The 18,959-nt window shown below is 57.8% G+C and carries 17 protein-coding genes and 2 pseudogenes; 8 read left to right on the top strand and 11 right to left on the bottom strand.

Translation table 11 applies throughout. The features are described 5' to 3' along the window. Positions 1 to 181: 181 nt before the first annotated feature. From AC15MQ_RS18065 to AC15MQ_RS18075, 3 genes are all read right to left on the bottom strand, one after another. Positions 182 to 1,045: a hypothetical protein gene (locus tag AC15MQ_RS18065; protein WP_483080882.1), complete on the bottom strand. Its 864-nt coding sequence runs from the start codon at positions 1,043 to 1,045 to the stop codon at positions 182 to 184. Positions 1,046 to 1,409: 364 nt separating this feature from the next. Further along, entirely contained in the window at positions 1,410 to 1,949 is a 540-nt protein-coding gene (locus AC15MQ_RS18070; RefSeq protein ID WP_483080883.1) for a hypothetical protein, read from the bottom strand. A gap of 111 nt (positions 1,950 to 2,060) precedes the next feature. After that, complete coding sequence (locus AC15MQ_RS18075; RefSeq protein ID WP_332335740.1) at positions 2,061 to 3,578, bottom strand: MarR family transcriptional regulator; 1,518 nt, start codon at positions 3,576 to 3,578, stop codon at positions 2,061 to 2,063. A 1,553-nt stretch (positions 3,579 to 5,131) separates the two neighbouring features. Here AC15MQ_RS18075 and AC15MQ_RS18080 point away from each other — a divergent pair. The 3 genes and pseudogenes from AC15MQ_RS18080 to AC15MQ_RS18090 all read left to right on the top strand — a co-directional run bounded on the left by AC15MQ_RS18080 (position 5,132) and on the right by AC15MQ_RS18090 (position 7,379). Beyond that, positions 5,132 to 5,578: a helix-turn-helix domain-containing protein gene (locus tag AC15MQ_RS18080; protein WP_483079186.1), complete on the top strand. Its 447-nt coding sequence runs from the start codon at positions 5,132 to 5,134 to the stop codon at positions 5,576 to 5,578. Between the two features lie 37 nt (positions 5,579 to 5,615). Further along, on the top strand, positions 5,616 to 6,134 hold the full coding sequence (locus AC15MQ_RS18085) for an IS630 family transposase (RefSeq protein ID WP_483079185.1): 519 nt from the start codon (positions 5,616 to 5,618) through the stop codon (positions 6,132 to 6,134). A 130-nt stretch (positions 6,135 to 6,264) separates the two neighbouring features. Next, positions 6,265 to 7,379 (top strand): annotated as a pseudogene (locus AC15MQ_RS18090) (ISAzo13 family transposase). 46 nt (positions 7,380 to 7,425) lie between these two features. Here the strand turns inward: AC15MQ_RS18090 and AC15MQ_RS18095 are convergent. Next, positions 7,426 to 7,587, bottom strand: coding sequence for a hypothetical protein (locus tag AC15MQ_RS18095; protein WP_483080884.1), 162 nt, complete (start codon positions 7,585 to 7,587; stop codon positions 7,426 to 7,428). A gap of 144 nt (positions 7,588 to 7,731) precedes the next feature. On the opposite strand from AC15MQ_RS18095, the gene AC15MQ_RS18100 reads away from it, so the two are divergent. Together AC15MQ_RS18100 and AC15MQ_RS18105 are read left to right on the top strand one after the other, a co-directional pair. Beyond that, positions 7,732 to 9,276, top strand: coding sequence for a DNA internalization-related competence protein ComEC/Rec2 (locus AC15MQ_RS18100; protein WP_483080885.1), 1,545 nt, complete (start codon positions 7,732 to 7,734; stop codon positions 9,274 to 9,276). Between the two features lie 248 nt (positions 9,277 to 9,524). Beyond that, entirely contained in the window at positions 9,525 to 10,145 is a 621-nt protein-coding gene (locus AC15MQ_RS18105; protein WP_483080886.1) for a c-type cytochrome, read from the top strand. Between the two features lie 821 nt (positions 10,146 to 10,966). Here AC15MQ_RS18105 and AC15MQ_RS18110 read toward each other — a convergent pair. Then, positions 10,967 to 11,386, bottom strand: coding sequence for a hypothetical protein (locus AC15MQ_RS18110; RefSeq protein ID WP_483080887.1), 420 nt, complete (start codon positions 11,384 to 11,386; stop codon positions 10,967 to 10,969). Between the two features lie 5 nt (positions 11,387 to 11,391). Next, on the bottom strand, positions 11,392 to 12,483 hold the full coding sequence (locus AC15MQ_RS18115; RefSeq protein WP_483080888.1) for a hypothetical protein: 1,092 nt from the start codon (positions 12,481 to 12,483) through the stop codon (positions 11,392 to 11,394). 93 nt (positions 12,484 to 12,576) lie between these two features. On the opposite strand from AC15MQ_RS18115, the gene AC15MQ_RS18120 reads away from it, so the two are divergent. Both AC15MQ_RS18120 and AC15MQ_RS18125 read left to right on the top strand, forming a co-directional pair. After that, a complete protein-coding gene (locus AC15MQ_RS18120) occupies positions 12,577 to 13,488 on the top strand; it encodes a DUF5677 domain-containing protein (RefSeq protein ID WP_483080889.1) in 912 nt (303 codons plus the stop codon). Positions 13,489 to 13,567: 79 nt separating this feature from the next. After that, positions 13,568 to 14,425, top strand: coding sequence for a tetratricopeptide repeat protein (locus AC15MQ_RS18125; protein WP_483080890.1), 858 nt, complete (start codon positions 13,568 to 13,570; stop codon positions 14,423 to 14,425). Positions 14,426 to 14,511: 86 nt separating this feature from the next. Here the strand turns inward: AC15MQ_RS18125 and AC15MQ_RS18130 are convergent, their stop codons facing one another. Both AC15MQ_RS18130 and AC15MQ_RS18135 read right to left on the bottom strand, forming a co-directional pair. Further along, positions 14,512 to 15,096, bottom strand: a complete 585-nt coding sequence (locus tag AC15MQ_RS18130; protein ID WP_483080891.1) for a Uma2 family endonuclease — start codon at positions 15,094 to 15,096, stop codon at positions 14,512 to 14,514. A gap of 235 nt (positions 15,097 to 15,331) precedes the next feature. Next, positions 15,332 to 16,453 carry a hypothetical protein gene (locus AC15MQ_RS18135; protein ID WP_483080892.1) on the bottom strand — a complete coding sequence of 374 codons (1,122 nt, stop codon included), beginning with the start codon at positions 16,451 to 16,453 and terminating at the stop codon, positions 15,332 to 15,334. A 184-nt stretch (positions 16,454 to 16,637) separates the two neighbouring features. Between AC15MQ_RS18135 and AC15MQ_RS18140 the strand changes: the two genes are divergently transcribed. Then, positions 16,638 to 16,853 (top strand): hypothetical protein, encoded by a 216-nt coding sequence (locus tag AC15MQ_RS18140; protein ID WP_483080893.1) that lies wholly within the window; start codon positions 16,638 to 16,640, stop codon positions 16,851 to 16,853. A 30-nt stretch (positions 16,854 to 16,883) separates the two neighbouring features. Here AC15MQ_RS18140 and AC15MQ_RS18145 read toward each other — a convergent pair whose 3' ends face one another. From AC15MQ_RS18145 to AC15MQ_RS18155, 3 genes and pseudogenes are all read right to left on the bottom strand, one after another. Beyond that, on the bottom strand, positions 16,884 to 17,204 hold the full coding sequence (locus AC15MQ_RS18145) for a hypothetical protein (RefSeq protein WP_483080933.1): 321 nt from the start codon (positions 17,202 to 17,204) through the stop codon (positions 16,884 to 16,886). A gap of 69 nt (positions 17,205 to 17,273) precedes the next feature. After that, positions 17,274 to 17,336 (bottom strand): annotated as a pseudogene (locus tag AC15MQ_RS18150) (zinc-ribbon domain-containing protein); the annotation flags it as partial. Between the two features lie 50 nt (positions 17,337 to 17,386). Beyond that, positions 17,387 to 18,601, bottom strand: coding sequence for a hypothetical protein (locus AC15MQ_RS18155; protein WP_483080894.1), 1,215 nt, complete (start codon positions 18,599 to 18,601; stop codon positions 17,387 to 17,389). Positions 18,602 to 18,959 lie beyond the last annotated feature (358 nt).

The raw sequence follows: 18,959 nt of genomic DNA on the forward strand, positions 1-18,959 counted from the left end.
GCAGTTTGACATTTCCGGGAGTCGGCCTTTTTTGGAAAGCTCAGTGCTGGCAGTGACGTCATGGTGCCGTCAAGCTCCCGTATGGCAGGTTGCAGAAGACGAAGGAACCGCTTTTGTCCGTCGCGAGTAGGCCCCTTTGAGGGGCCAGCGACGGAAAGCCCCCGGCTCTGCCGGGGGGTCGTTACTTTGCGATAAAGTCTGTCATTGCAGTACTGTACTCGTGCGCGCCCAGCGTGCCTTCTAAGGTTAGTCTCTTGATTTCTTGGCGCAATACTATTAAGCGTTGGTGGTACTTTGGCTCTCCAATACGTAGGAGCGCTTCCAGTGGCTTAGGACTGTTGAGTGCTGTAAGGATGGCTGAGCTCTTAGCCCGGCCTTGATGACGGATATCAGCAATAACTAGACAGATGTCGTCATCGACGCCGTCGAGTTCGTACTGACTTGCGTATTGGCTCATTTTTCTCTGGAAGTGAGTTATACCAACCTCAACTTGCGCCTTCCTATGAGTTGGATCGCTTTGCGACCAATGAATGAACTTTGCAGCTTGAATTACCTCAGTGTCCTCGACCTCTTTAGAAGAGGGGTTTAGATAGTCAAGTAGGAGTGTTGTCGATGTATCAGATTCTAGGGCAACGGTTCCTTCGTCCGTGATACGACACACCCGATTGCTGACCAAAGTCAAGTCCGGAAAGTATTCTCGAGCGAGGGGCAAGTTCAAAAGGGTTCGTAGGTAAACAACAAAGTCTCCGTTGGGAACGTGTGCGGCATACTGGAGAAAAGAGAACGTGAAGTGTGCTCTATCATAAGTATTAAGAGTGTGGTAGAGAGCGCCTTCCGCTGTCGCTGTCGGGTGAATGAAGTCTGCCCAAAATCCGAAGAAAGGTCGGAATGCTGCTCGGTCGTATTTCTGTGCTGATGTTCCGCTGACGTTCATGAGACCTTTGTTTCCTTCAAAAGAAACTCGGCTTCCGACGAAGAACCGCTTGTCGTCTATTTTGGCAAAGTACTTATTTCCCTGCTCTAGTGAGAAGCTAACGATTTTCATTTGCAGTGCTCCGGCGGTGATGGTGTCGGTTGTGAGTTGTCCAGGTTCCTCAGCTAGCAAAATGTGGCGTAACAGCCCTTACCGTGCGCTGCTGTAGGCAGTGATTGGGGGCTGAAAAAGCTCTTTCCTATGTGGTCGTTGCGACTTTCTGGGACAGCGGATCGACACAAAAAGTTGATGCTTTTCTTTTCGGGTGCCATGGTCGATGGGGTGCTGAATGGTGACCGTCTCTGCGCGCGCTCAGCTTTGTCAGGCTTGTCTTGCTCAACGTCGGTGCAAGCCTTTACGCCTGTTGTGACCACTGCTTGCCGGCAGGCCGCGTCGTCGATCAACGCAGCAGCTTCCTTTACGGCTGTGACACAAGCTAGTCTTGCTCAACGTCGGTGCAAGCCTTTACGCCTGTTGTGACCACTGCTTGCTGGCGGGCCGCGTCGTTGATCAACGCAGCAGCTTCCTTTACGGCTGTGACACAAGCCGCCATTTGGCGGAATTTCACGGCCTTGCCAACGCTCCGTGCGAGCTTCTGAGCGGCAATACCGGTGGAGAAGTAATTGTCAGCCATAACGTTGAGGGATGTGGCTGGCGCGCCTGCGCCGACGATTCCACGGCCTTCGAAACTGCCGAACACTGACAGCGCGTCGAGGTCAGCACCCGCGCACTGTTTCCGCGGAGTGCATTTGTCAGCGTCTACCCCTTTTATAACCTGCAAGTCGTTTGTGTTTGGGTTGACTGCAGCGGCCGGAACGAAGGCCAAGTCGTCGCGCTTGTACCCCACCGAGATGCTCACGCTCGGGTTGGCGCCGTTGCCGGTCGAGAGGTCGATACCTCCAATCGTCTTGGACCCGTACACGAGTGGCGCCATCGGTACCGTCGTGCAGCCAGCTGAGGCGATCACTACTAGCATCAATGAGACGCCACTGGTGTAGCAGACTCTTCCGTGAGAGGGTGGGGGCGCCATGTGTTATCCCTTTAGTCACTTATGACTCAGATCTTTACATTTCCTGAGCAGATTCAGTTACGGGGTAGCGTGGGCGAGAGCCGGGACGATGGTTTGTTCAGTGATTCGACAAGCGGCGGCGATGGTCGAGCGGCCCAGACGGGTCAGGTAGTAGCGATAGCCATGAACGACTTTCTTGATGAGACCGAACTGGCGCAGGCGCCAAAGCTGGCGCGTGATGCTGGCCGGCGAGATCTGGCGCAAGAAGGGGACGAGGTCGGCACGGCGGATGCCACGGATGTTGAACTCGGGACGCTGAAGCGCCCGCAGCAGGGCCTGCTGAGTGGCATCGAAGAAATTGAAGCCCTTGAGGGTATGGCCGTTGACCGTCTTGGGGTTGACCAGCCGATGCAGGTTACGATCGCCGGCGGAAAAGTCGTCGAGTGCGGAGAGGTATTCGAGGTAGCGGCGGTTACAGCCGAGCAGGATCTCGCGCAAGTCGATCAGGCTGTAGATGGTCTTTCGGAGGGGGGCGATCTCGCGCGACTCGTGACCATCCCGATGTTCCACCTTGCGGTGGTGCTTGAAGAAGGAAACGTTGTTGGTCGTGGTTTCCAGGCGCAGCACACGGTTGAACTTGTCGTACATCTTGACCGATACCTTGCCAAAATGGTGCTTGATGCAGGTGCCCTCGATACGCGTCGTGAAGCGGCTGCCGAGTTCCTGTGCCAGTTGCGGCGTGATCTTCTTGCCCAGGAAACTGGCGACCTGCTCGGCCTTGACCGAGAAGATGGCCTGCCGGGAGAGTTCCTCGTAGAGCGACTTCAGGATGGCGTCGGAGCGGAACACCAGATCGGTAGAGTATTCGACCTGCATCAGGCTCCAGTGATAAGACTGTCCGAAGACATCCAGAATTGGGCAGCACTGCTCGGCGTAGTGGTCCAGAAGCGCATGCAGGGTGTCTGGCGAGAAGGCGTCCGCGAGTTGCTGCGCCCGTTCCCAATCGGTGATACGGATGAACGCATTGTCCGCCATCGCGTAGTCGATACCTGCCGTTGTCAGCGAGTGTGCCAACCGACTGTGGCCATTGCAGTAGAACTGCAGCCGGAATGGACTCCACGTCGGCACGCGCAGGTAGATCAGTCCGAGGGTTTCGTCCATCCAGTAGAAGTAGTAGTGCAGGCACTTGCCCGAGGTATGGCGCAGAAAGGTTTGGTGACTTTGCTTGTCGTGCCAGGGTTCGTAGGCGTCACAGGCTTCCATGGCGGAGAGCACATGCACCAATCCTGGATGATCCCCACGGTCCTTGAGCACCGCGGCAACGAGGTCTTCCTTGCGGATGTGCGCCTTGGCCACGTGCTCGATTCGCGCTCCCTGCGCGGTCGCCAGAGCCTGTGCGGCTTCACGAATGCGATCACGCAGCGGTTCGGCAAAGCGCGGGTAGTCAAAAATGCGAATGTGCCGGGCATTGAGAAAACTCGTCATCCCCGCCGCGTAGCACGCGCCCGGCAACGTGCCCGTAATCACGATCCGGTCGTAGCAGGAGAGTGTTCCGGCAAGCCGCTCGTGATAGCGATCGGTCAGCATCTGTGTCATGGTCGCCTCCGCTTTTCCGTTTGGGCTATGACAGAAATCTCAACCTGTTTGGTTCCGGCTTCGCCGGCTTAGTAGATGACTAGAAAGTCACGAGAAGACACTGTTCGGTATCATCCGTGCCAATGGAGACAGCTTTCCATTCCGTCGAGCCTAGGCTCAAAGCTCCTGGAAGTAGCGTAATTCCGAAACCCGAAAGGGCAATGCTTGCGGTCCGTTGTTCGCTTACGACCACTTGGACAACACCAAAATAACGTTCCGTAAAGACTTGGCCTTCCCCGTGCAAGATCACCGTTGTACAACTGGAGAGGAAAGGCCCGAGTAACATGGCAGCAAACCGGTGGCGAGCGGACGTCATACGAGTCATCGTCCTGTCACGAATAAGCACTGAACCAGCATCTAGAACGTTTTAAACCGTCGTTAGAAGACCTCACTCTTAACCTCCAGAAGCTGGTTCCGCTTGGCTCGACCCCGTGAAAGCTAGAGCTAACATCACATCGGGCGAGCACATGAGTGAACGCTGGGTTGTGAAGGTGGGCTCTGTGACAAAAAGCCTAAGTCTGCTTCGTCGCAAACGCACAGCCTGCGCGGGGGGCTGGGAATACTGAGAGGTAGCAACTGCAGCGGTGAGGCTCTTCCACTACATAACGTCTGTTTTGCCGCCCCGCTGAAACAAGGAACTCCGCCAGCAAACATGCTCGTCGCGCTCGGAACCCGTCGATCCCTCTGCCAATTTTCTCGACTGGCCGAGATTGCCCCCAGCGCTTACGTTGTTCAATGGAACCCCGTGTGCGCTGCTTTGAGGATGTTGCAACCCCCTCTCCATGATGATACTCACGGCGCCTTGTCGCTCTGTAGCTTGATTGGTTGCCCTGAGTGTCAAACCGTTCGATCAGTCAAGGAGCGGCGAAAAAACTTTGCTCGAGCATGAGCCTATTGTGATTGCACAAACCTTAGTTTCCCTTTGGAGATGACCCCTAGTGAAAAGACGATGGCTAAAATACCGCAACAGGAGTTAAATCTGCCAATCAAATGTTCTTATTGTTTAGCCGGGTCTATGCCGTTTGGCGGGCAACCTGCCTCCGGTCGTTCCTTGCCGCCACCGATGTAGGCCAACGACAAACCGCATCGTTGCGCGCGCTGAGGGGGCTGCCAAAGGCAGGCGAAGCTCCGCCAAGCGAACCCTTTCCTGCATTTTAAACACTAATAAACGCAATGGCTTAAGGCTGGTTTCGACTTGTCGCGGCCAGCCCGCCGAGCAGGTCTGGAGGCGAGGGGTCAGCGTGGGCTCCGGGGCCCCGTTCCAGAAGAAACGGAATAAACCCCTTTTGCCATGGTTCGTCGATGAGGGCCCCCGTCTCGGATACCTTATGCCAGAAGCTCCTTTAACCATAAGGTTCCTTTGTCATTTTAGGTGATATCCGCTATTCTTCATACCGTTGTATGCGATACTTCCAGTCGACTCTGAGATTGGAGGTAAGCGCTTCCTGATAAATATTTCGAGTTAAGCCAGTATGCCTGCATACTGTCCGCTCCAACCTCCCGAATGCCTCGCCATGTCCCGCAGAGCCAAAACGTTGACCCTCACAGCACAAGAGCGCCAGCAACTGACGCAGGTAGAGGAGCGAGGCAGTGACTGGCGCGAACGCCGGCGAGCCCGGACCGTACTTCTCCTGGCTGAAGGAGGGTCCCTTGACGGAGTGGCGAAACAGCAGAAGCTCCACAAGGAAACCGTAGCCAACCACAGGGATGCCTGGCTGGCCAGGGGGTTCATCGGGCTGCGCGACCTGCCGCGCAGTGGTGCCCCTCGCAAACTATCGGAAACGTATCAGCAGGTACTCTGCGCCTGGGCGACGGCTGATGCCTGTACGGCCCCCCAGTTGAGGGACCGCCTGTCAGAGGAACATGGCGTACAGGTTTCGGTGGGAGTGGTTCAGGCGGCCTTGAAAGAGAAGAACTATGTCTGGAAAAGGACCCGGCACAGTCTAAAAAAAACGGGATGAGGCGAAATTTCGAGCAGCCCAGGTAGAAATAGATGAATTGCTTGAAAAAACAAAGCTTGGCGAACTCACGTTATCGTATATGGATGAAGCCGGCTTTGTGCAGACCCAGCCCAATCGGAGCGCCTGGACCGAGACAGGAGAGGTGCACCGCATCACGGCCGCGCGGGGAAAGCGTCTGAATGTGATGGCCGCGTTGATCTCGACGGGTGAATTGTTCACGGCCAAGTTCTGGGAGACAACGACCGCAGCTCTTTTTGGCGGCTTCCTCGGTCTCCTCCTGGAAAGCGTCGGCAGACCCCTGACGGTGATTCTGGACAATGCTTCCATCCACAAGGCGAAGGAAATCCAGCCCCTGTTGGCCCTGCTGAAAGAGAAGGGCCTCACGCTTTACTTCCTGCCACCCTACAGTCCGGAACTGAACCGCGTCGAGAAGCTCTGGCACAAAATGAAGTACGAGTGGATGGCCTTCAAAGCACGGAACTCTGCCGGGCTTGAGGCTGACGTCGACAAAATTCTGGACGGTTTCGGCTCTCATTATCGAATGACTTTTTGCTAGGCGCTTATTGCTGATGGAGGTTACCACGGTAGCTGAAGGGAAGGTTTCTCTTGAAGCCCTCCACCTTGAAGATATCCGGCTTGCTGCGAGCAAGATGACGGGGGCCAACCGCAGGGCGTTTCAAGCGGAGATGGCGTTGAAATATTGCAGTAGCAGTGCTCGGCGTGCCGAGGACGTTTTCGGCTGGAGTCGGCAGGCCGTGCAGCTTGGTCTGCATGAGAAACGTACCGGCATAGTTTGTCTGGGGCACCACACGTTCTGCTGCGGTGCGAAATTGTGGGAGAAGAAGCATCCCGAGGTGGCGCAAGCCCTGTGGGAACTGGCGGAAAGTCATGCCCAACAAGACCCGACTTTTCGCACGACCTTGTCCTTCACCCGCCTGACGGCCGAGGAAGCCATCAAGCAGTTGCGAGCGCAGGGATTTGCGGACGATGTGCTACCCTCCCGAAGCGGCATGTCGGAAGTATTGAACCGCAACGGGTACCGGTTGCGTCCGGTGCTCAAGGCCAAACCCCAAAAAAAGTCCCTGAAACGGACGCCATTTTCGCCAATGTCCGGGAACGGGACCGCGATTGCCAAGACGAAGCCGTCATACGCTTGAGCATGGACTGCAAGGCGACGGTGAATATTGGCGACTACTCGCGCGGTGGCAAGACGCGTGGTGACAACCGGGCGGCCGACCACGACATGGGGTGCGAGGAAAAACACACGCCGTTTGGTGTCGTCAATGAAGACAGTGGGTCCCTCCATCTGTCCTTCGGAAGCTCGGCGAAGACCAGCGATTTCATCATCGACAGTCTCTACGCCTGGTGGGAGCGTCAAGCAGCCGAGGAGTGTGCTCGCGTCACACACATCCAAATCAAGGCCGACAACGGGCCGGAGAGCAATGGCCGGCGCACGCAATTTCTCAAACGCATGGTCGAGTTCGCCGATCACATCGGCAAGTCCATCCGCCTCCTCTACTATCCGCCGTACCACAGCAAATACAATCCGGTAGAGCGTTGCTGGGGAATCCTCGAAAAGCACTGGAACGGCGCCAAGCTGACCGATACCCAAACGATGCTGGAGTGGGCCAAGAGCATGACCTGGAAAGGCGTTCATCCCGTCGTCGAACTGAGCCGCACCGTCTATGAAAAAGGAGTCACGGTGGCCAAGGATGCCATGCAAGCGGTCGAGTCCAGGCTCGAAAGAAACCCGCTTCTACCCAAGTGGGACATCCTGATCCGACCGGCCTGCCCGGTATGAATATCCGTAGAAATCACCTTAGTGCAGGCGAGTACCTTCCTCTTGATCACATCACTTGCCGAACTGACATTATGGCCTCGCGCGCTGTGGACTGCTGTCGCATCCACCAATTGCATGAAATATCGACAGAAACGGCGATTTCGGCGTCCTTCACCACCAGGTTGAGGAAGCGCCGGGCAAGAACAGCGATGAGTTCGGCGCGTGTCATGGGCCGAATTTTAGGCTGTTCTCGGTGTCGTTAGCGAATTTGCCGTCGATCGCGGTGGTCAAGTGTGTGGTCAGTGTGTGTCCATGCGAGCGCCAGGGCCAAGGAAAAAGACGTGTTAATAGATAAAAAAGCTCGATCTCGGGGTTGCACGTGACGATGGTGGCCGCCCTGTTTGGCGGGCTATTCGGCGGGTTGTGGCGGCGCAGCGAACGATTGCTGCTTCTGCTGCCGGTACCGCAGGCGGCGATCGCGGCCGGCTGGCTGGCCGCTGTCGCCTACTCGTTACTCGCCGGCTTCGCGGTGCCGACGCAGCGCACCTTGTACATGCTGAGCGTGGTGGCGCTGGCGCTGTGGTCGGGCCGCAACCTCGGCGCCAGTCGCAGCCTGCTGCTGGCGCTGTTGCTGGTGTTGCTGATCGACCCCTGGGCGGTGCTCGCACCGGGTTTCTGGTTATCCTTCGTCGCCGTCGGCCTGCTCTTCTTCGTCGGCACGGCGCGGCTTGACGTCGGGCGTGGCTGGCGCCGGGTCGTCGCCAGTTGGGGGGCAACGCAGTGGGCGGTGACCCTTGGGACGCTGCCGCTGCTGCTGCTGATGTTCCAGCAGTTCTCGCTGGTTTCGCCACTCGCCAATGCGCTGGCGATTCCGCTGGTCAGCTTCGTCATCGCCCCGTTGGCGCTGCTGTTTGCCGTCCTGCCCTGGCCCATGCTGCTGCACTTCGACCACTGGCTGTTGTCCGGCCTGATGGCTTTTCTCGAAGGGCTCGCGGTCTGGCCGGTCTGGGAGCAGTCCGCGCCGCCGCTTGCGGCGACCCTGCTCGCCGTCCTTGGGGTGCTCTGGCTGCTGCTGCCGCGCGGTTTTCCGGGACGCTGGGCGGGGCTGTGCCTGCTGCTGCCGGCGCTGTTCTGGCCGGCCGAGCGGCCGGCGGCGGGTGACGCCTGGGTGGACGTCCTCGACGTCGGCCAGGGGCTGGCGGTGGTCGTGCGCACGGCCCGGCATACGCTGCTTTACGACACCGGGCCGCTGTACAGCGCCGAGTCGGACGCCGGTCAACGGATCATCGTTCCCTACCTGCGCGCGAGTGGAATAGACCAGCTCGATGCCCTGATCGTGACGCACCGCGACAAGGACCATTCGGGCGGCGTGGTCGCTGTTCAGGAGGCCGTGCCAATCGCTCGTACGCTGTCGTCGGTTCAGGAACTGCCCGGAGAACGGTGTATTGCCGGTCAGACCTGGGAGTGGGACGGCGTACGCTTCGCGGTCCTGCATCCCGCAGCCGCCGATTACGAGCGCAAGGCCGCGCGCAGCAACAACATGAGTTGCGTGCTGCGGATCGACAACGGCCTTGGGCGTGTGCTGCTGACTTCCGACATCGAGGCGCGCGACGAGCAGACCCTGCTCGCCCGCTCTCCAGGTCTGCTGCGCAGCGAGATACTGCTCGTTCCGCATCATGGCAGTGGGACCTCGTCGACACCGGAATTCATCGCCGCTGTTGGCGCCGATGAAGTGATCATCCCGGTCGGCTACCGCAACCGCTTCCAGCATCCGCGCGCAGATGTCGTCGAACGCTACGTCGGGAGGCGGCTGTGGCGCACGGATCGGGACGGTGCGGTACGTGTGCGATTGGCTGACGGCGGGCTTTCGCTGCTGTCGTATCGAGCGGAGTACAGGCGTTACTGGCACGGGCAGTGATCCGCACGCCTGGCGTGGCTGGCCTTTGTATGTACGGCATCCGCCGCGCTGCCACCCGAACCGGCCTGGTCGCTGTTGCAGATCTGTTTTTCATCAACAACTGACCTGCGCGAACCAACGGACCTTGAACCGGGGTCTCCGGCTGTAGCATGGCGTCTGGATGGTCGCTTTCCGGAAAAAACAGCTGCCAGATCGACGCCCCATGCGTACAATAGATGCGGAGATTTTTCAGAAAAAATGAGGGAGTCATGAAAAATACGAAAACCGCCGCCGGCGTATTGTTGCTTCCATTCCTGGGGATGGCACTGTTCACGACGCCGAGCGTTGCCGCCGATCGCTCCGGCAAGGAAGTGGTCGACACGGTCTGTGCCGCCTGCCATGCGACGGGCAAGGATGGTGCGCCCAGGATCGGCGATCAGGCCGCCTGGGCACAACGTGCCTCCAAAGGCCTGGACCGGTTGACACAAAATGCCATTACCGGCGTCCGCAACATGCCGGCGCACGGCGGCCAGGCCGCGCTGAGCGATCTCGAGATGACCCGTGCGGTGGCTTACATGGTCAGCGGGGGCAATGCAACGGATACGAACAAGGCATTCAAGCCCGTCAAGACGCGCACGGGTGAGCAGGTGGTCAAGGAGCGTTGCCAGGAGTGTCACTTGTCTGGCAAGCAGGGCGCGCCGAAACTGGGCGACATGAACGACTGGAAACCGCGCCTGAAAAATGGCGTCGATCCGCTGGTCAAGTCGGCCATTGCCGGCCATAACTCGATGCCGGCTCGTGGTGGCCAGGCGAATCTGAGCGACGCCGAAATGAAGGCTGCCGTCGAATACATGGTCAGCAAGACGGGTGGTGCTGCCGAAGGAAAGTGAGCCTGGTCGGCCCGGGGGGCTCTTGAAAACAACGGGTAGAGTAGATGGCGGGCTATTGCCTGCCATCTACTCTACAGGTCAGTACAACGGGGCCAGTTCCTGCTTATTTCCTCTCGCCTCGCATCTTTGCCGAGGTGCACTATCTTGCTCACACGGGAGTTGTGCAGACAGAAGTAATCGCCGATTTCCTTCAGCGTATACCCGCTGCAGGCGCAGGGCGCAGCGATGAAGAAGTTCCGATCGTCGCCCTGCAGCGCGAAGTCAACGAGAGGCTTCGGGATGGGTCGGGCCCGGGCCTGCGGCGCATTGCGCAGATCGCTTCCGGCATAAGCGTGGCGGCATGCTGAATCAACAGAAACGCCAGCACCCAAGATGCTGCTTCAGTTGTTCTCCACATGGAGTTGTCGCCTGGCGGCTTCCTTCGGCAACGTAGAGGCAGTAAGCGGCACATGGTCTCGCGAATCATGACAGGTTCCACTGCGTCTCTAATCAGTCCGGCTTATAGTCATCGTCTGGAGAAATAGCGGGCAGACCACGGTTTCCTAGTTTTTAGAGCAGAAAAAACAGGATAACCGTGGCCTGTCCCCTATTACTAACCGCATCGAGAAGCTCTGGCACAAAATGGAGTACTAGTGGATGGCGTTCAAAGCCCGGAACTCTGCGGGGCTTGAGTCTGACGTCGACAGAATTCTGGACGGTTTCTGCTCTGATTATCGAATGACTTTTTGCTAGGCGCTTACAGCGCAAGACTGCCCACACCAATAACACAGATATCTTAGTCACTTATGACTCAGATCTTTACATTTCCTGAGCAGATTCAGTTACGGGGTAGCGTGGGCGAGAGCCGGGACGATGGTTTGTTCAGTGATTCGACAAGCGGCGGCGATGGTCGAGCGGCCCAGACGGGTCAGGTAGTAGCGATAGCCATGAACGACTTTCTTGATGAGACCGAACTGGCGCAGGCGCCAAAGCTGGCGCGTGATGCTGGCCGGCGAGATCTGGCGCAAGAAGGGGACGAGGTCGGCACGGCGGATGCCACGGATGTTGAACTCGGGACGCTGAAGCGCCCGCAGCAGGGCCTGCTGAGTGGCATCGAAGAAATTGAAGCCCTTGAGGGTATGGCCGTTGACCGTCTTGGGGTTGACCAGCCGATGCAGGTTACGATCGCCGGCGGAAAAGTCGTCGAGTGCGGAGAGGTATTCGAGGTAGCGGCGGTTACAGCCGAGCAGGATCTCGCGCAAGTCGATCAGGCTGTAGATGGTCTTTCGGAGGGGGCGATCTCGCGCGACTCGTGACCATCCCGATGTTCCACCTTGCGGTGGTGCTTGAAGAAGGAAACGTTGTTGGTCGTGGTTTCCAGGCGCAGCACACGGTTGAACTTGTCGTACATCTTGACCGATACCTTGCCAAAATGGTGCTTGATGCAGGTGCCCTCGATACGCGTCGTGAAGCGGCTGCCGAGTTCCTGTGCCAGTTGCGGCGTGATCTTCTTGCCCAGGAAACTGGCGACCTGCTCGGCCTTGACCGAGAAGATGGCCTGCCGGGAGAGTTCCTCGTAGAGCGACTTCAGGATGGCGTCGGAGCGGAACACCAGATCGGTAGAGTATTCGACCTGCATCAGGCTCCAGTGATAAGACTGTCCGAAGACATCCAGAATTGGGCAGCACTGCTCGGCGTAGTGGTCCAGAAGCGCATGCAGGGTGTCTGGCGAGAAGGCGTCCGCGAGTTGCTGCGCCCGTTCCCAATCGGTGATACGGATGAACGCATTGTCCGCCATCGCGTAGTCGATACCTGCCGTTGTCAGCGAGTGTGCCAACCGACTGTGGCCATTGCAGTAGAACTGCAGCCGGAATGGACTCCACGTCGGCACGCGCAGGTAGATCAGTCCGAGGGTTTCGTCCATCCAGTAGAAGTAGTAGTGCAGGCACTTGCCCGAGGTATGGCGCAGAAAGGTTTGGTGACTTTGCTTGTCGTGCCAGGGTTCGTAGGCGTCACAGGCTTCCATGGCGGAGAGCACATGCACCAATCCTGGATGATCCCCACGGTCCTTGAGCACCGCGGCAACGAGGTCTTCCTTGCGGATGTGCGCCTTGGCCACGTGCTCGATTCGCGCTCCCTGCGCGGTCGCCAGAGCCTGTGCGGCTTCACGAATGCGATCACGCAGCGGTTCGGCAAAGCGCGGGTAGTCAAAAATGCGAATGTGCCGGGCATTGAGAAAACTCGTCATCCCCGCCGCGTAGCACGCGCCCGGCAACGTGCCCGTAATCACGATCCGGTCGTAGCAGGAGAGTGTTCCGGCAAGCCGCTCGTGATAGCGATCGGTCAGCATCTGTGTCATGGTCGCCTCCGCTTTTCCGTTTGGGCTATGACAGAAATCTCAACCTGTTTGGTTCCGGCTTCGCCGGCTTAGGATCATTAAATTCCTATGTGCATGGACCCACAAGCCCGCTCGCAAATTGTCGAGATATTTTGTCGGGATAATAACCTGATTAGCGCGTCTATTCCAGACCGCATTAAGCATGTAATCGCAGATGTCGTAGCGCCGTACTATTTGTTCGTCGAATGTCTAGATCCATCTGGTCTGTCGGCCTCACCCAACCCAATTGACGGACTCCTGATTACATTGACAAAAAGAATGCACGACGTTGCAACAGGAGCTCTCTCACTGCTTTCGCTTCACAAGCTTCAACAAGCCGAAATCCTCTCACGTCCCATAATGGAGAGTGCCTTATCGCTATTGTACATCAGTAAAGAAAATTCAGGGGAACGGCTTGTTCAATATTTTACATCTTACATTCGTGAAGAGCGAGAACAGAATCGAAAGTGGCAGAATGAACTGAGAACCGTTCCAGAATCATGGAAAGCAAAACATGAGGCAAGAATTAGAGACAAGGCAACATCGCTGAATGGTTACGAAGATTTTGTCGAGCAGTTCGCTTCAGAGATAGGCGCAACATATCCATGCCAAAATTCCTGGCCGAATTTTTTCGGTGTGTGCGCCGGCTTAAAGAAAGCCATTGATTATCGCACAGTGTATATGGCCATGTGCTCGCAATCTCATTGTGATGCTGAAGACATACTAAATCTTTTCATGGTTGGCTCGATTCAAGGCTGTGATGGTCTTTTGGCTAAGCTTGAGCGAGAAACCGGTAACTTCAGCATCTATCTTGTCCTGTGCAGCCTTTTATATTATCTAGAGTGCTTGACGTACCTGGGCCGTCGGTATGGCTTCGCGACCGTGGTGCATCAATCGTTGAAATCGCATGCCGTGCTTACTTCGCTCGCAGAAGATGTATCTTCGGACGAGTTTATAGGCAACAGTCTTGATGGATGGGTTACATGAAAGTTACCCCTCTACTGAAACGGAGCGTTCGCTATCGGCATGCGGAAGTTAGGAATCGTTCTTGACACGGAGTGGAACTATGGGAATATTTTCTTGGCTATTTGGCGACTCTAAATATGAACCTATCAGTCTGGAAACGGGTATGAATAAGTCTATGGTATCAGCCATTAATGCAGTTGCAGAGCTTGGCAGTCCCCGAGACCAGTATAATTATGGCATTCGATGCATGAATGGAGAAGAGGTTCTTAACGATGAAGCCGCTGGATTTGAATGGCTTAAAAAATCTGCCCATCAGCATTTCTTAAGTGCTGAAGTGGCGTTAGGTCGCTGTTTTTCTACCGGAACCTCATATTGTAATCAAGACTATAGTGAAGCGATCGAGTGGTATTTCAAAGCTGCGAGTCACCCTGCCAGCGAGCTAGATGCGCATGGACGCTGTGAAATTATTGAAGCGATTTGCGGTCTTGGCTTCATCTATGCAAAAGGTAAAGGGTTGCCAAAGCGAACGGGAGAGGTAATTGAACTGTTATCTGCCAACACTGAAGGAGTCTCACAACCATATTGCCTCGGATATATTTTTGCGTCCGGATGCTACGGTCAGAGTGCCAACGTAGAAAAAGCCGTCGCTTGGTTCGGGCTGATGATTGCAAACGATCTTCGAAACTCTGAAGAACTGAGTGCAGGTTTCATAGATGGTCGTTTCGAGTGTGGGTATGTTGATAATGAACGCAATCCACTGGATTTCAAGAAAGTTATAGAATTTATTATTGAAGTATCTAATATGGGGATTGCTGAAGCGCATTACGTTATGGCTGTTGTTTACTGGCATGGTTGGCGTGGAGTACAGCAAGACAAACGCCGTGCTGTTCAGTTGCTCGAATACGCGGCAGCTCAAGGCCACGTAGCGGCGCAAGATCGACTTGCACAGATAAGGTGAGCAGAAAATGAAACGCGTATGGCTATTGAATATTGTTTTTTGTCACGTTGATGTTCTTACCAGATGAAGCAGATGTTGGACGAGGATTAAAAGGGTACAGACCACGTTTTCCTCTCTGCCAGCCTCCATTCGATCCTGGGCAACAGCACCGGACTGACACACTCTCCCGCCAGCGGTCCGGCGATCGATAGATACTTTCCACCCTCCGGATTGCGGCAAACAAGCAATTCATTGCCCGTCAGATCGAGTAGCCAGACTTCCGGGATGCCGTGGCGCGCGTACAGATCAAGTTTCACGCCGCGATCGTAGTCGACAGATGAACTGGCAACCTCGACGATCAACAGGACATCCGCTGGGCCGGGGAGGCGCGTCATATAGTCTCCGGGCTTGAGCAGGGCAAGATCGGGCTGCGGTTCGCAGCGATTGTTGAGGCGGATCGGGTTTTGCGTGCTGACCAGACCGTCTTCGCCGGCGGCGAGCGTGAACAGGCGTGCCAATTGGTTGACGACGTAGGCGTGTTGGCTACCGATGGGGGCCATGTCGACGATCTCTCCCTCGATAAGTTCCACCCTCTCTTCGTGGCTGAGTACACCCGCGTCGGCCATCTTGTGATATTCGTCGACACTGATGCGGTGTCGTGCTCGGTCCATCAGTTCGCTCATGGAGCCCATGCCTGGTCTCTCCTGCGAAGTAGTTTGCGCCAGACTGGCGAAAGGATAGCAAGGATAGGGAGGAGGATAGGAGATCCAACGCCACCTCCGCAAGTGATGCGGGCTCTGACGGGCCTGGAAAGCCGACGTGTAGCGGGGCGGGACAGACCCTGCGGCTCTTGCACGAATCCACGCGAGGGCGTAACACCCGCTCGCCAGAGTGGACTGCGTCGAGTATTGCGCCAGTCTGAACGTATCAGAACGCGTACTCGAGTCCGATGGTGAATCCCTGCAAGAGGACGCTCGACCCGTTGTTAACACCCGTTGCAGTTACGCTCCCCGGGCTCGACACGGAAGTGGTCAGGTCAATCTGGCCAGGTGCCAGCGCGATCCGGTCGAGCCAGAGCATCTCGTAGCCAACTTTGACTGACATGTTCCTGTTGAAGATGTACCTGGCCCGGATTTCGCCCTGGCCCGCAAAGGCCAACCGGTTAAGCTGTGCGCTGGCGTGGTACATCTGCTTTTTCATGCTCACCGCAGTGTCTTGCCTCGCCCGATTGTCGTAGGCGCCGAGCTTGGCGACACCGCCGATGGAAAGGCGTCCGATGGTGAGGAACGTGCCTTCAGCCCCCGCCTGTAGACCGAAAAGATCATTGGTGGTGCTTGTGGTCCAGAACGGAGGGTAGCCGTCGACGGCTCCGCTCGCAGCGCAGGCCTGCGCCGTTCGTGGCAGGGTCATGCCGTCGACACTGGCAAGAATTGCCGCAGGCGAAGAATCGGTGGCGCAGCTTCCGACTTTCCATGAGGGCTGGTTGGTATCGGTCGGTTTCAGCGAACCCGCCAGGCTGTCCTTCAGTCGCAGCCACCGGAAACCTGCCAGCAACTCGAAATCATTGGAGACCTTCGACCTGGCGTTGACTTCAACGCTTTGGAAATCGGTCTTCGAAGCCCAGGTCATTCCCTGGTAGTAAAAATCCTGGGTCTGCCAAAACCCCGGCGCACGCATTACGTACCAGTCGACCGGATTGTCCGGGCCAGTCGTTCGCGTGGCGTTGAGATTCAGCACTGCGAGATAAGACAGTTCGAATCGATGGTTCGCGTCCGCTTGATAACGCAGGGTTAACCTTGGAGCGATCGAATGGCCCTGGTCGAACTGGTTGCTGTTGAACGCCTCGCTGCCTGCCATGGCCTGGGTCTGACCAAAGGTTGTCGTCGCGCCGGGCAAGCGGCTGACCAGGACCTGGCTTACGCTGTTGGACCGCGAAAATGCAACCGCTTCAAGCGACACCGTCCAGCGCAATAGATCTATGGACTGATCAACGGGTGGCCGAGATCCGGAGGCTGGCTGCGCATCGCTCGTCTCGGCAAATGCCGTCACCGCGCAAGCGAGCGCCAGCAGCGGTCCGACGCACAGACAAAGGGTTCGCGCCAGCCCGGAACGGCGGCGCGTTGATGCCTTGTTCAAGGGAGTCGCAATCTTTATTCCGCCGCTTGAAGTTCAGACGCATGACGTGTGTTGCCCCTGGAAAGGAGACGAATACCAACGGCAATAACGAGAGTATATGAACTCCCGAGAAGCGGCGTCAATCCCGGTTGTCAACCGGCGGCTTTCCGCCAGCGAGCGCTTCCGCTGGCAGCCGGAGAAGGCGCCGCACGGGTCACTCTCGATCATGGTCAGCGCCGCCGACCGGCTGCTGCTGCCGACCTCCTGCAGGGCTATGGGACCGCGGGATCTGGAAACGGCGCAGAAGGTGTGTGCCTTTGTTGATCCTCACTGAATATCCGTTGGTGACACTGCAGCACTCGTCTCAGCGACTGCGTGTCGCGCCTTTGGTCTGCCCGGCAGCCAGGGCTTGCGCTTGCGCCTGCGCTTCTTCAACGGCGATGTGCTTGTCCAGCAGGGCCTGTGCGGCGGTGATCTCCGCCGTCTCGGCGGCTTTCTCGGCCGCAACCCGTCGCTGCTCTTCATCTGCGAGTCTGCGTACCACCACGTCATCGCTGCCCTTGTTGCTCCAGCCCCAATAACCTGCGGCGCTGGCCAGCGCGACCAGCAGCGCCACGGTACCGACCCACAGCACCGGCCTGCGCGCCGGCAGCGCGCCCGACGACATCGCGGCGGGCCTGCTCATCGTCGCTGCCGGAGGTGCCGACGGAAACGGTGTGGGTGCCGATGGCTGCGCTGGAGGAACCTGAGCGGCGCCGCAGTGCGGACAGAATTTCACTTCGGCTTCGATGGCCTTACCGCAATTCGTGCAAAACATCTTGATTTTCCTCGTGTCCAGAATGCTTCGTCGGGATTCGTCAACTGCCCCTAGCAGCCACCCGAGGCAGCACAGGCGTTGACCCGCTTCAGATTCTCCGCCACTCGCTCGCTGAAGCCGTTGAGCATCTCCTGCAACTCGGTCAGGCGCACCTGTACCACGCTACCCGCCGGACAACTGTTCGAGCCGCTGGCGACGACCTTCATCTCGGCGAAAGCGCTGTCCCCACGCGGCAGCGTCGAGAAACCGATGAGGTCGCCGGTGTTGAGGAAGCACTCGGCGCCTGTAGACACTTCGGCAACATTGAGGGGTTGCGCAGTCTGGAACAGATAGATTTTCGCATAGCCGGAAGCCAGCACATCGGTCAGCACCAGGGGATGACCGTTCTGCTGCATGGCCACACTGAGGCGGACCTGTTTGCGCACCTGCTGTCGAATATCCTCGGAAATCTGTACCGGTACGGCACGGTCCACCGCTTGCTGCACCTGCGACGAAGCGGCTTGAACATCAACAGTCGCCAATTGATTCTTGAGTGCCGGGTTGCTCTGGACACTGGCTTTGACCTGTTGCTGCACCGTTGCCATCTGCCTGCGAAGCCCCTCCGCTTCGGGCGATGCATCCACCGGCGAGGCATCGTAGGGGCCTGAATAGGCGTAACCCTCTTCAAAGCCGGACGAGATCTGCATATCCCCCATCAGGGCCACCGGATCGCTGTAGGTCGTCGCCGGTGCAGCAAAGGCGACCCAGGCGGCTGCTCCAACCACCAGCGGCACCGCGAAGCGCGTGTAATAGCCGCGGTAGTCATCCGGAGCAAAACGAGAGGGGCGGTACTGGGCCACCGGCGCACCGTGGATGTGCACCACATCGTAGCGACGGATTACCGGCTGTGGTTCGTATTCCGGTCGGCCGTGCGACCAGCGCGCGTAGCGCGTTCTCTCGATCACCTGGCGCCCACCCCCATCGGTGAAGCGGTCCTGAAAAACCGGCCGGCCATCGGCCAGTACCGCCTCGCGGAGGCCATTGTGGCGGCTGACAAAATTCAGTCCGCTGCCGACGGAGCGATGTTCAAAGTCGCGCCCCTCGGTGACGCGGCGGCCATCCGCATAAACTCGTGTCGTTGTCCCGTCGCGCGCATCCACGGTCTGCTTGAAACCGGTGACCTTCTTTGTCCCGTCGGCCAGCGTCGTCTGCGATAGAACGATCTGGGAACCGTCCGGGTTCTGGCGGCGAATGTCGAAACTGTTCCGATTCCCACGTGGCACCACGCTGGTGGTCGCATCGACTGCGACTGCTTGCGCCGGTGTCGACCGGTGCCTATCCGGGCTCGGTCGGCGCCCGTCGGCAGCCTGTCGAGTCTGCGCCGGGCCGGAGACGGGTGCCGGTTCGCCTCCGGCCGCCGGGGTCTGTGGCTGGACCGGCGGCGCAGTGGCAATCCCCTGGCCTGCGGCGGGAACAGATCGGCGACCGTCGGGTTGGATTTGCACTGTTGCGGGCGGCGGTGTCGTCTGACCCGCTGGCCGGGCTACGGCGGGTGTCTGTGCTTGGGTCGGCGCAATCGCTGGCGCCTGACCCACCGGGCCGGGCTGGGCTGGCCGGCGGCCATCGGGAGGGGGTTGAACCTGT

It is taken from the genome of Candidatus Accumulibacter propinquus (genome assembly GCF_056856495.1).

What these genes read in the sequence shown, in the direction of transcription:
- AC15MQ_RS18125 (WP_483080890.1), top strand. Translation starts at nt 13,568, where the DNA reads ATGGGAATATTTTCTTGGCTATTTGGCGACTCTAAATATGAACCTATC.
- AC15MQ_RS18075 (WP_332335740.1), bottom strand. Translation starts at nt 3,578, where the DNA reads ATGACACAGATGCTGACCGATCGCTATCACGAGCGGCTTGCCGGAACA.
- AC15MQ_RS18105 (WP_483080886.1), top strand. Translation starts at nt 9,525, where the DNA reads ATGAAAAATACGAAAACCGCCGCCGGCGTATTGTTGCTTCCATTCCTG.
- AC15MQ_RS18145 (WP_483080933.1), bottom strand. Translation starts at nt 17,204, where the DNA reads ATGAGCAGGCCCGCCGCGATGTCGTCGGGCGCGCTGCCGGCGCGCAGG.
- AC15MQ_RS18120 (WP_483080889.1), top strand. Translation starts at nt 12,577, where the DNA reads ATGGACCCACAAGCCCGCTCGCAAATTGTCGAGATATTTTGTCGGGAT.
- AC15MQ_RS18070 (WP_483080883.1), bottom strand. Translation starts at nt 1,949, where the DNA reads ATGCTAGTAGTGATCGCCTCAGCTGGCTGCACGACGGTACCGATGGCG.
- AC15MQ_RS18130 (WP_483080891.1), bottom strand. Translation starts at nt 15,096, where the DNA reads ATGGGCTCCATGAGCGAACTGATGGACCGAGCACGACACCGCATCAGT.
- AC15MQ_RS18065 (WP_483080882.1), bottom strand. Translation starts at nt 1,045, where the DNA reads ATGAAAATCGTTAGCTTCTCACTAGAGCAGGGAAATAAGTACTTTGCC.
- AC15MQ_RS18080 (WP_483079186.1), top strand. Translation starts at nt 5,132, where the DNA reads ATGTCCCGCAGAGCCAAAACGTTGACCCTCACAGCACAAGAGCGCCAG.
- AC15MQ_RS18095 (WP_483080884.1), bottom strand. Translation starts at nt 7,587, where the DNA reads ATGACACGCGCCGAACTCATCGCTGTTCTTGCCCGGCGCTTCCTCAAC.
- AC15MQ_RS18115 (WP_483080888.1), bottom strand. Translation starts at nt 12,483, where the DNA reads ATGACACAGATGCTGACCGATCGCTATCACGAGCGGCTTGCCGGAACA.
- AC15MQ_RS18140 (WP_483080893.1), top strand. Translation starts at nt 16,638, where the DNA reads ATGAACTCCCGAGAAGCGGCGTCAATCCCGGTTGTCAACCGGCGGCTT.